A 10,538-nucleotide genomic window follows, 5' to 3' on the forward strand; every position below is an offset into this window, starting at 1 on the left:
GACCGCATGGACTCGAAGTTGACCAGCCCGTCAGCGATGGCCAGACGTTCCTGCAACGACAACAACCTGCCCGTACCCACGACCTCGTCCATGGGCCTGTTCCTAGCCGCCCGCGTGGCCGGTGGCCCGGTGACGCGCCCATCCGGGTAGATCGTGCGGCCGTGGCTCTTACGCACACCACGCATCCAGTACCGACCGGTCTGAGTTGTCACCCCGACCCGGACTGCTGCCCGAGCGTGATGCATCCCCGCAGCGATCAACGCGTCGAACTCGGCACGCTGCTGAGGCTTGCCCAACGGCTGCGGCCGTGCTGGGAAGCGCCCGGCCGCGACCAGCACCCGCCGCGCGGTCGAATGCGAGCACCCCACGGCCCTGGCAGCCGCGCCCACAGAGCCTGACTCGTCGAACACCGCCACGACCCGCGCGATAACCGCCGGCGTGACCACAACAGGCGAGCGTCTTCCCCTCGAAACGACCATGGTCCTCGCAACTCCTCAGATCGAGGTGTTGCGAGGACCATGTGAACCGAAGTCCGTCGGCGGGCCCCCTTCGTCATGTCCGGGTCACTCCTTGGGCGGAGCGCTCATGCCCTCCTTGATGAGGTTCATGACCGAGGAGTCGGCCAGCGTCGTCACGTCACCGATCTCGCGGTTTTCGGCGACGTCCTTGAGCAGGCGCCGCATGATCTTGCCCGAGCGCGTCTTGGGCAGCTCGTCGACGACCATGATCGAGCGGGGCTTGGCGATCGGGCCGATCTGCTGGCCGACGTGGTTGCGCAGCTCCTGGACGAGCTCGTCACCCTGGCTGCCCTCGGCGCCGTCCTGGCGCAGGATGACGAAGGCGACGACGGCCTGACCGGTCGTCTCGTCGCTGGCACCGACGACGGCGGCCTCGGCCACCCTCGGGTGGGAGACGAGTGCCGACTCGATCTCGGCGGTCGACAGACGGTGGCCCGAGACGTTCATGACGTCGTCGACTCGACCGAGGATCCAGATGTTGCCCTTGTCGTCGTACTTCGCCCCGTCACCGGCGAAGTAGTACTTCGGGCCGAAGCGGCTCCAGTAGGTGTCCTTGTACCGCTCCGGGTCGCCCCAGATGCCGCGCAACATCGACGGCCACGGCTTGGTGAGGACGAGGTAACCGACCTGCTCGGGCTCGGTGAGGGGCTGCCCCTCGTCGTCGAGGATCTCTGCCGCGATGCCGGGGATCGGGCGCTGCGAGCTGCCGGGCTCGAGGTCGGTGACTCCGGGGAGTGGGGAGTTCATGATCGCTCCCGTCTCGGTCTGCCACCACGTGTCGACGATCGGGGCGGTGCCGCCGCCGATCGTGTCGCGGTACCAGCGCCAGGCCTCGGGGTTGATGGGCTCACCCACAGACCCGAGCAGGCGGATCGAGGAGAGGTCGTACTTCTCCGGGATCTCCTTGCCCCACTTCATGAAGGTGCGGATCGCCGTCGGGGCCGTGTAGAGGATCGTGACCTTGTACTTCGCGACGATCTCCCAGAAGATCCCTCGGTGCGGGCTGTCCGGGGTGCCCTCGAAGAGGACCTGGGTGGCCCCCTTCGCCAGCGGTCCGTAGACGATGTAGCTGTGCCCGGTCACCCAGCCGATGTCGGCGGTGCACCAGTAGACGTCCGTCTCGGGGTGCAGGTCGTGGACCACCGAGCTCGTGTAGGCGCACTGGGTGAGGTAGCCGCCGGTCGTGTGGAGGATGCCCTTGGGCTTACCCGTCGTCCCGGACGTGTAGAGGATGAAGAGCGGGTGCTCACTGTCGTGCGGCTGCGCTTCGTGCTGGTCGGAGGCGGAGTCGACGACGTCGTGCCACCAGACGTCGCGCTCGTCGTCCCACTCGACGTCGATGCCGGTGCGCTGCACGACGAGGACCTTGCCCGCCGTCGTGCCCGGCACGGCCTGGTCGACGGCTGCCTTGAGCGGCATCGCCTTGCCCTTGCGGAACTGCCCGTCGCTCGTCACGACGACCTTTGCCTCGCCGTCCTCGATGCGTGCTCGCAGGGCGTCGGCGGAGAAGCCGCCGAAGACCACGGAGTGCGGGGCACCGATCCGGGCGCAGGCGAGCATGGCGATGACGGCCTCGGGGATCATCGGCATGTAGATGGCGACGCGGTCGCCCTTCGCCACCCCGAGGGACTCGAGGGCATTGGCCGCCTTGGACACCTCGCGCTGGAGGTCGGCGTACGTGATCGTGCGTTCGCTACCGTCGGCGGCGACCGCGTGGAGGGCCACCCGGTCGCCGTTGCCGGCCTCGACGTGGCGGTCGACGCAGTTGTAGGCGGCGTTGAGCTCACCGCCGACGAACCACTTCGCGAAGGGAGCCTCGCTCCAGTCGAGCGTCGTGTCGAAGTCCGTGCTCCAGGTGAGCTGCTCACGGGCGCGCGCGGCCCAGAAGCCCTCGTGGTCGGCGGATGCCTCGTCGTACAGGGCTGCGGTGCCGTTGGCCTGGGCAGCGAACTCCGGGCTCGGGGCGTAGTCCGTCACATGTCCTCCTCATCGAGTGCCAGCGCGACGTCGCGCTGGTGTGCGTTCACCCCCAGCCTCCACCCCGGCGTCACGGAGCACAACGCGGGTTCGCCGACGAGTCGGCGGACGCGGGGGAGCGGGCGACGAACGGTCCGTCGTGGGCACAGTGCACAGCAGCGGACGAAGGGGGCCGGCTCGGGGCTGTGCAGTCTGCTCAGTGGTCTGGCGGTCCGTGGTGCAGATCGACCCGCTCTGCCACGGTGGTGGGACCACAAGGAGGTGGTTGACGTGTTTACCGAGGGACAGTTGTACTCACCCGTGACCGAGCACGAGGACGGCACCGTCGAGGTGCACCTCGCCGACACCCATCCCGGGCGTGGCGACCAGGAGTACCTGCGCCGACGCGGCGAGATCGCCGGCGCGGCGCTCACCTGGGACCGCGGGGCGGAGCCGGTGCCCACGATCGAGTACACCGAGCAGGAGCACGGGGTGTGGAGCCGGGTGAGCCGGGAGCTGGCGCCGCTGCACGAGCGGCTGGCCCACCCCGAGTACCTCGCTGCCAAGAGTGCCCTCGGCCTGCCGACCGACCACGTCCCCCAGCTCGCCGAGGTGACCACACGGCTCGAGCCGATCACCGGGTGGAGCTACGTGTGCGCGCCGGGCCTGGTGCCGTTGCGCGACTTCTACGCCGACCTCGGCAGCCGCACCTTCAACTCCACGCAGTACCTGCGGCACGCCTCCGAGCCGCTCTACACGCCCGAGCCGGACATCATCCACGAGGTCATCGGGCACGCCAACCAGCTCGCCAGCCCGCGCCTGGCGGCCATCACCGAGGCGGCGGGGGCGGCCTCCCTCCGTCTGGAGACGGACGAGGCCATGCAACTCGTGGCCGACGTCTTCTGGTTTTCGATGGAGTTCGGCGTCATGTACGACGGGCCGGACCTCAAGGCCTACGGTGCCGGCATCCTGTCGAGCTTCGGCGAGATCCAGGAGTTCGAGCACATGGAGATCCGTGACCTCGACCTGGCCGACATGGGCACGCTCAACTACGACATCACCGTCTACCAGCCGGTGATCTTCGCAGCGCGATCGGTCGAGCACCTCGAGGACGTCGTCGGCACCTTCTTCGCCCGGGTCGACGACGACGCGGCCGACGCGCTCCGGCGGGAGGCCGCCCAGCGGGGACTGCTCCCCATGGCTGCCGGCTGACGGCAACCTCTACTCTCGTCGCAGACAGGGGACGCTGCGTCCCCGACCACGACGACAAGGGGGAAGACCATGATGACCAGTCGACGTGCCGGCGCCGCCGGCCTCCTCGCCGTCGCCGCCCTCGCGCTCTCGGCGTGCGGTGGCGAGAGCGGTGACGACGTCACCGACTCGGGGAGCCCCTCGAGCTCGGCGAGCACGAGCGAGGCGACCGAGTCGGAGACCTCGACCGATGAGTCGAGCACCGACGCCGAGGACAGCGAGTCGGAGGAGTCCGACGACAGCGAGTCCGACGACGCTGCCGCCTCCGGTGACGTGACCGAGCCCGGCACGGAACTCGCGCTCGGTGACACCGCCACCATCCCCCAGGGGGACGACGGCGCGATGATCACCGTGACGGTCACCGAGATCACCGAGGGCTCCTCGGCAGACCTGGCCGACCTCAAGGACGCCGACAAGTACAAGGGCTACACGCCCATCTACGTCCAGTACACGATGACCGGTACCGACAGCTCGACGGAGCTCGGCGGCGACATCCTCGACGACGTCGACCCGATCCTCGCCGACGGCCGCAAGGCCTCCACCCTCGTGATCATCGGCACCTCTCCCTTCAAGAAGTGCGACAGCAACTCGATCCCCAAGGACTTCGGCCCGGGCGACACCGAGACCACCTGCCAGGTGGCGATGGTCTCCTCCGGCCAGGAGGTCAGCGGTGCGCAGTACTCGCCCTACGAGGGCGACTACGCCGACGACGGGGCGGTCGTCTGGAAGAAGTGAGCCCCGCGCTCACCGCACGACGAGAGACTCGACACCGGTCAGGATGATGTCCAGGCCGGTGTCGAAGTCGCTCTCGGGCCGAGCGTCGGAGGCGATGCCCGACCGTGCCGCCTGCGCGTGGGACTGCTCGTCGTAGGCGTGCCCGTAGACGAAGTGCAGCAGGGTGCGCGCCGCCGTCTTCGCCCCGCGCGCGTCGAGGCCGGTCGCGCCGAGGATCTCGCGCAGCTCGTCGAAGGGCGCCCGGCCGCCCATGCCGAAGGCCCACATGCTCATGACGATGTCAGCGCCGTCCGGGTAGGCGGTGACGGCCGCGTGCAGGTCCCGGCAGCACTGACGCACGACCTCCTGCCAGGGGAGCTCGAGGTCGGTGGTGTCGCGGGTGGGGCGGCGCGCGAGGATGGCGTCGGCCACGGCCCCGAGCAGGGTCTGCTTGTTGGCGACGTGGTGGTAGAGCGCGCTCTGCTGCACGCCGAGCTCGGCGCCGAGCGCGCGCATCGTCAGGTCGGGCAGGCCGACCCGGGAGAGCAGGCCGAGGGCGGTGGTCACGATCCGCTCGTGGGAGAGCGGCCGCTGGTGGGTCCGTCGCGTCGGCGGCACGGGCGCTCCCTTCGAGCGGGTCGAGATCGGGGGTCCAGTTGACCACACGTGATCGAGGGCCCTAACCTGAACGCCGTTCACTTGGATGAACGGCGTTCATGCACATGAGGGGAATCGGCAGCATGACCACAGCACCGGCCGCCCGGGCCGCCACGGCGAGCACCGACCTGGCCCTCGTCTCCTCCCTCGCCGCACTGATCGCGGTCTGCTCCGTCCTACCCGCGGTCAACCTCTCGGTCTTCGCACCGATCACGCTGCAGACCTTCGGGGTCCTCCTCGCCGGCGCGATCCTCGGGGCCCGACGCGGTGCGCTCGCCGTCCTCCTGTGGATCCTCGTCGGGACGATCGGGCTGCCCGTCTTCGCCAACGGCAAGGCCGGGCTGCCGGTCCTCGTCGGCCCGACCGGGGGATACATCCTCGGGTTCGTCGTCGGGGCGGCGATCATCGGGGCCGTCGCCACCGTCGCGGTCCGGCGCGCCGGTCGCGGCATGGTGTGGGTGCTCACCGCAGGAGGGCTGCTCGCGCTCCTGGTCGTCCACGCCGCCGGCATCGTCGGCCTGCACCTGCGGGCGGGGCTCGGGTGGCAGGCCGCAGCCACCGTCGACGGCGCCTTCTGGATCGGTGACTTGGTCAAGCTCGCGGCCACCGTGCTCGTCGCGGCCGCGGTGCACCGCGCCTTCCCCGACCTGCTGCGTCGCCGCGCCTGATGGCCCGCATCCAGCTCGACCACGTCACCGTCCGCCGGCCCACGGCGACCGGCGACCTGCTCGTGCTCGACGAGACGAGCCTGCTCGTCAGCGAGTCCCGCGTGGCGTTCATCGGCCCCAACGGTGCCGGCAAGTCGACCCTGGCCCGTCTCGTCAACGGGCTGGTCACCGCCTCGACAGGGGCCGTGCACGTCGACGGCGTCGACGTGGCACGTCGCGGCCGCGAGGTGCGGCGCCGGGTGGCCTTCACCTTCACCGACCCGCACGCACAGCTCGTCATGCCGACGGTCGCCGAGGACGTGGCCCTGTCGCTGCGCGCCACGCGACCCGACCGACGCGCACGCGACGCCGCCGTGGGTGAGGTGCTCGAGCAGCACGGCCTGGCGGGTCTGGCCGACCGCAGTGTCCACGCCCTCTCCGGTGGGCAGGCCCAGCTGCTCGCCCTGGCGAGCGTCCTGGCCACCGGCCCGGACGTCCTCGTCGCCGACGAGCCGACGACGCTGCTCGACCTGGCGGCCTCCCGGCGCGTCGGGGACCTGCTCATGGGGCTGCCGCAGCAGGTCCTGCTCGTCACCCACGACCTCGAGCTCGCCGGTCGGTGCGACCGGGCACTCCTCGTCGACGGCGGCCGGGTCGTGGCCGACGGACCCGCGGCCGACGTCGTCCACCACTACCGCGCCCGGGTGGCCGCATGCTCCTGATGGTGCACCGTCCCGGCACCTCGCTCGTCCACCGGGCCCCGGCGGGTGCCAAGCTCACCCTGCTCGCCGCCGTGGGTTTCGGGCTGGCCATCGCTGGCGGCTGGCTGTGGGCAGCACTCGCGCTGGGTGCTGCGCTCACCCTCCTCGTCGTTGCTGGCACCACCGTGAGGGTGCTTGCGACCACCCTGCGCGGACTCGTCCTCGTGACGCTCGCCCTCGGTGCCTGGCTCACCTGGCAGGCGGGCTGGCCCCGCGCCGCCGAGACCGTCGGTGACCTCGTGGCACTCGTCCTGCTCGCACACCTCGTCACGGCGACGACCCGGGTCGACGACATGCTCGACACCGTCGAGCGCGCCCTGCGCCCGCTCCGCCGATTCGGCGTGCGCCCCGACCGCGTCGCCCTGGCGATCTCGCTCGTGCTGAGGGCCGTGCCGGCCACCGCCGAGGCGGCCGGGCAGACGCGGGACGCGGCGCGGGCACGCGGGCTGGAGCGCGACCCCAGGGCGACCTTGACCCCCTTCGTCGTGCGGGTCGTGCGTGACGCGCGGTTGCGGGGGGGAGGCGCTCCACGCCCGAGGTGTGGGCGATGACCAGACCGGAAGACACGGATGAAGGGAAGACCATGACCACCTACGACGAGATCGTCGCGCGGGTCCTCGCCGGCTCCGAGGCGACGCCGCAGGAGGCACTGACGGTGCTGCGCGCTCCGGACGAGGACGTGCTCGACGCCGTCGCCGCAGTGGCCCGGCTGCGGCGGGCCCACTACGGGATGACCGTCAAGGTCAACTACCTCGTCAACCTCAAGTCCGGGCTGTGCCCTGAGGACTGCGGCTACTGCTCCCAGGCGCTCGGGTCGACCAGCGAGATCCTGCGCTACACCTGGCTCAAGGAGGACCAGGCGCTCGACCAGGCCCGGGCCGGGGTGCGGGGAGGCGCGTCGCGTGTGTGCATGGTCGCCAGCGGTCGCGGCCCCACCGACCGTGACGTGGAGCGGGTCGTGGGGATGGTCGGCGCGATCAAGGAGGAGCACCCCGAGGTCGAGGTCTGTGCCTGCCTCGGGCTGTTGCGCGACGGTCAGGCCGAGCGCCTGCGCGAGGCCGGTGTCGATGCCTACAACCACAACATCAACACCGCGCAGTCGCACCACGACTCCATCGTCACGACGCACACCTACGAGGACCGGGTGCGTACCGTCGCCATGGCCCAAGGAGCCGGGCTGTCGGCGTGCAGCGGCCTCATCGCCGGCCTCGGGGAGAGCGACGAACAGCTCGTCGAGGCACTGGTCGCCCTGCGGGAGATGGGGTCCGACTCCATCCCGGTCAACTTCCTCATCCCCTTCGACGGGACGCCCAAGCAGCAGACGTGGGAGCTGACCCCGCTGCGCTGCCTGCGCATCCTCGCCGCCGCGCGACTGCTCGCGCCGGCCGCCGAGCTGCGGATCGCGGCGGGCCGCGAGATGCACCTGCGCGGCGTGCAGGGGCTGGCGCTGCAGGTGGCCAACTCGATCTTCCTCGGCGACTACCTCACCGCCGAGGGACAGGCGGCGGAGGAGGACCTCGCGCTCATCGCGGACCACGGGTTCACGGTCCTGGGTGCCGACGAGCCGACCGGCGACGGGGCGACCGCGACCGTGCCGGCCATCCGGCGCCGCGGGGCCGGCACGAACGTCCCGGCCAACGCCTGAGGACATGACGAAGGGGGGAGAGCCGTGGCTCTCCCCCCTTCGCCCGTGGGGTGGTGCTGGTGGTCGGTCAGTGGTCGATGACCTCGGCGACGCCGTGACCGGTGAGGCTGCGCACCTCCATCTCGGCGTACTTCGCGCGGTTGAACTCCTTGCTCGTCACCGAGCCGAGCCACCCGAGGAAGAAGCCAAGCGGGATGGAGACCAGACCGGGGTTGGCCAGCGGGAAGATGTCGAAGTCGGCGCTCTTGAGCATGGCGGTCTCCGAGCCCGACACGACCGGCGACAGGGCGATGAGGATCAGCGCCGAGCCGAGGCCGCCGTACATCGACCACAGCGCACCCCGCGTGTTGAAGCGCTTCCAGAAGAGGCTGTAGAGGATGGTCGGCAGGTTGGCGCTCGCCGCGACGGCGAAGGCCAGCGCCACGAGGAAGGCGATGTTCTGGTCCTTGGCGAGCATGCCACCGAGGATCGCCACGACGCCCGTGCCGATCGCCGCGTACCGCGAGACCCTGACCTCTTCCTCCTGCGAGGCCTTGCCCTGCTTGAAGACCTGGTTGTAGAGGTCGTGGGCGAAGCTCGCGCTGGCCGTGATCGTCAGACCCGCCACCACCGCGAGGATCGTCGCGAAGGCGATGCCCGAGACGATGCCGAGCAGCCACGACCCACCGAGCTCGAAGGCGAGCAGCGGGGCCGCCGCGTTGGCCTTGCCCGGTGCGGCGTTGATCGTCTCCGGGCCGACGAGGGCGCCGGCGCCGTAGCCGATGACGAGGGTCAGCAGGTAGAAGCCACCGATGAGCCAGATGGCCCACTCGACGGACTTGCGGGCCTGCTTGCTCGTCGGGACGGTGTAGAAGCGCTGCAGCACGTGGGGCAGGCCGGCGGTGCCGAGCACGAGGGCGAGCGAGAGCGAGATGAAGTCGATCTTCGACGTGAGGTTGACGCCGTACTTCAGCCCCGGCTCGAGCAGCTTTTCACCCGCCGCGGGGTTCTTGTCGACGGCCTCCTGCATGAGCGCCGAGAAGTTCATGCCGAACATCCCGAGGACCCACACGGTCATGATCGCGGTCGCGGCGATGAGGAGCACCGCCTTGATCATCTGCACCCAGGTGGTGCCCTTCATGCCGCCGATCATCACGTAGGCGACCATGACGATGCCGACGATCGCGATGACGACGTTTTGCGCGAAGGCGCCGTCGACGCCCAGGAGCAGCGAGACGAGGCCACCGGCGCCGGCCATCTGCGCCAGCAGGTAGAAGAAGGAGACCGCGAGGACCGAGGTCGCCGTCGCGATGCGCATCGGCCGCTGCTGCAGTCGGTAGGAGAGCACGTCGGCGAGCGTGAAGCGGCCGGTGTTGCGGAAGAGCTCGGCGACGAGCAGCAGCGCGACGAGCCAGGCGACGAGGAAGCCGATCGAGTAGAGGAAGCCGTCGTAGCCCTGGAGGGCGATGGCGCCGGCGATGCCGAGGAAGCTCGCCGCGGACAGGTAGTCACCGGCGATGGCCAGCCCGTTTTGCCGCCCGGAGAAGGCCGCGCCACCGGTGTACATCTGGCTCGCCGTCTTGTTGCCGGCGGCGACCTTGACGACGATCGCCAGCGTCACGACGACGAAGACGACGAAGATCGAGATGTTGAGCGTCGGCGACCCCGTCTGGGTCGCTGCGGGGACGAGGGTGATCATCCGTCCACCTCCGGGGTTTCGTCGGCGCCGACCTGTGCGGCGAGGGCCTCGGCGGCGGGGTCGAAGACCCGCCCGGCCCAGCGGATGTAGATGATCGTGATGGCGAAGGTCGTGACGAACTGCCCGAGCCCGAGGAGCAGGCCGATGTTGATGTTGCCGAGCACCTTGGTCCCCATGAACCCGGGGGCGAACATCGAGAGCAGGACGTAGAGGAAGTACCACGCCAGGAAGAAGGCGGTGACGGGGAAGACGAACCCGCGGAAGGTGCGGCGTAGGTCGCCGAACTCCGTGGACTCCTGGACGGCGATGTAGCGCTCGCCGAGCGGTTGAGCGTCGTTGCTCATGGCTCACCTCCGGTAGTGGGGGCCCGGACGTCGACGGCCGGACCGCACCAGAGTGACGCGGGCCACCTCGCGGCGGGGGGCGGTGACGCGGGGTGGCTCGACCGGCGGGAGCAGCCGTCGCCGTGCGGGCCGTTCCGGTGCGACGAGCGGGCGGGAGCGCGCGACGAGCGGTCAGCGGGCCTCGGCGAGGACGTCCTCCGGGGTGTGCAGGCGGGTCATCGTGCGGGCCCAGCGTCGCGGGCGGGAGCCCGGCGTGAGCAGCGAGACGACGATCGCGACGACGACGGCGAGCGGCGTCGCCCAGGCCGTCGGTGCGGCGACGAGCGCACCCGGCCATCCCTCGGGCGCGAGGCGAGGACGGAGACGA

General features: G+C 70.5%; 10 protein-coding genes and 1 pseudogene. 6 read left to right on the forward strand and 5 right to left on the reverse strand.

The features are described 5' to 3' along the window. Nucleotides 1-563: 563 nt before the first annotated feature. Entirely contained in the window at nt 564-2,495 is a 1,932-nt protein-coding gene (acs, locus tag B277_RS07195; protein WP_007926702.1) for an acetate--CoA ligase, read from the reverse strand. 270 nt (nt 2,496-2,765) lie between these two features. On the opposite strand from acs, the gene B277_RS07200 reads away from it, so the two are divergent. Both B277_RS07200 and B277_RS07205 read left to right on the forward strand, forming a co-directional pair. Further along, nucleotides 2,766-3,686, forward strand: a complete 921-nt coding sequence (locus B277_RS07200) for a phenylalanine 4-monooxygenase (RefSeq protein ID WP_040881094.1) — start codon at nt 2,766-2,768, stop codon at nt 3,684-3,686. Between the two features lie 69 nt (nt 3,687-3,755). After that, on the forward strand, nt 3,756-4,460 hold the full coding sequence (locus B277_RS07205; RefSeq protein WP_007926710.1) for a hypothetical protein: 705 nt from the start codon (nt 3,756-3,758) through the stop codon (nt 4,458-4,460). Between the two features lie 9 nt (nt 4,461-4,469). On the opposite strand, the gene B277_RS07210 is transcribed toward B277_RS07205, so the two are convergent. Beyond that, nucleotides 4,470-5,057, reverse strand: a complete 588-nt coding sequence (locus B277_RS07210) for a TetR/AcrR family transcriptional regulator C-terminal domain-containing protein (RefSeq protein WP_007926713.1) — start codon at nt 5,055-5,057, stop codon at nt 4,470-4,472. Nucleotides 5,058-5,179: 122 nt separating this feature from the next. Here B277_RS07210 and B277_RS07215 point away from each other — a divergent pair, with 122 nt between their 5' ends. Genes B277_RS07215 through bioB form a run of 4 tightly spaced genes read left to right on the forward strand, consistent with a single transcriptional unit; the run spans nt 5,180 to nt 8,149 of the window. Then, nucleotides 5,180-5,764, forward strand: a complete 585-nt coding sequence (locus tag B277_RS07215; RefSeq protein ID WP_007926715.1) for a biotin transporter BioY — start codon at nt 5,180-5,182, stop codon at nt 5,762-5,764. Next, complete coding sequence (locus tag B277_RS07220; protein ID WP_007926718.1) at nt 5,764-6,465, forward strand: energy-coupling factor ABC transporter ATP-binding protein; 702 nt, start codon at nt 5,764-5,766, stop codon at nt 6,463-6,465. The genes B277_RS07215 and B277_RS07220 overlap by 1 nt, the downstream gene beginning before the upstream one ends. After that, complete coding sequence (locus B277_RS07225) at nt 6,456-7,055, forward strand: CbiQ family ECF transporter T component (RefSeq protein WP_007926720.1); 600 nt, start codon at nt 6,456-6,458, stop codon at nt 7,053-7,055. Before B277_RS07220 ends, B277_RS07225 begins: the two co-directional genes overlap by 10 nt. Before the next feature lie 32 nt (nt 7,056-7,087). Continuing rightward, nucleotides 7,088-8,149, forward strand: coding sequence for a biotin synthase BioB (gene bioB, locus B277_RS07230; RefSeq protein WP_007926727.1), 1,062 nt, complete (start codon nt 7,088-7,090; stop codon nt 8,147-8,149). Between the two features lie 67 nt (nt 8,150-8,216). On the opposite strand, the gene B277_RS07235 is transcribed toward bioB, so the two are convergent. From B277_RS07235 to B277_RS17920, 3 genes and pseudogenes are all read right to left on the reverse strand, one after another. Continuing rightward, nucleotides 8,217-9,827: a solute symporter family protein gene (locus B277_RS07235; RefSeq protein WP_007926729.1), complete on the reverse strand. Its 1,611-nt coding sequence runs from the start codon at nt 9,825-9,827 to the stop codon at nt 8,217-8,219. Next, the gene (locus tag B277_RS07240) at nt 9,824-10,171 is read right to left on the reverse strand and encodes a DUF485 domain-containing protein (RefSeq protein WP_007926731.1); all 348 of its coding nucleotides are present in this window, start codon (nt 10,169-10,171) and stop codon (nt 9,824-9,826) included. Before B277_RS07240 ends, B277_RS07235 begins: the two co-directional genes overlap by 4 nt. A 171-nt stretch (nt 10,172-10,342) precedes the next feature. Next, nucleotides 10,343-10,538: pseudogene (locus B277_RS17920) on the reverse strand (cation acetate symporter); the annotation flags it as partial.

This window comes from Janibacter hoylei PVAS-1, assembly GCF_000297495.1.
GTDB lineage: Bacteria > Actinomycetota > Actinomycetes > Actinomycetales > Dermatophilaceae > Janibacter > Janibacter hoylei.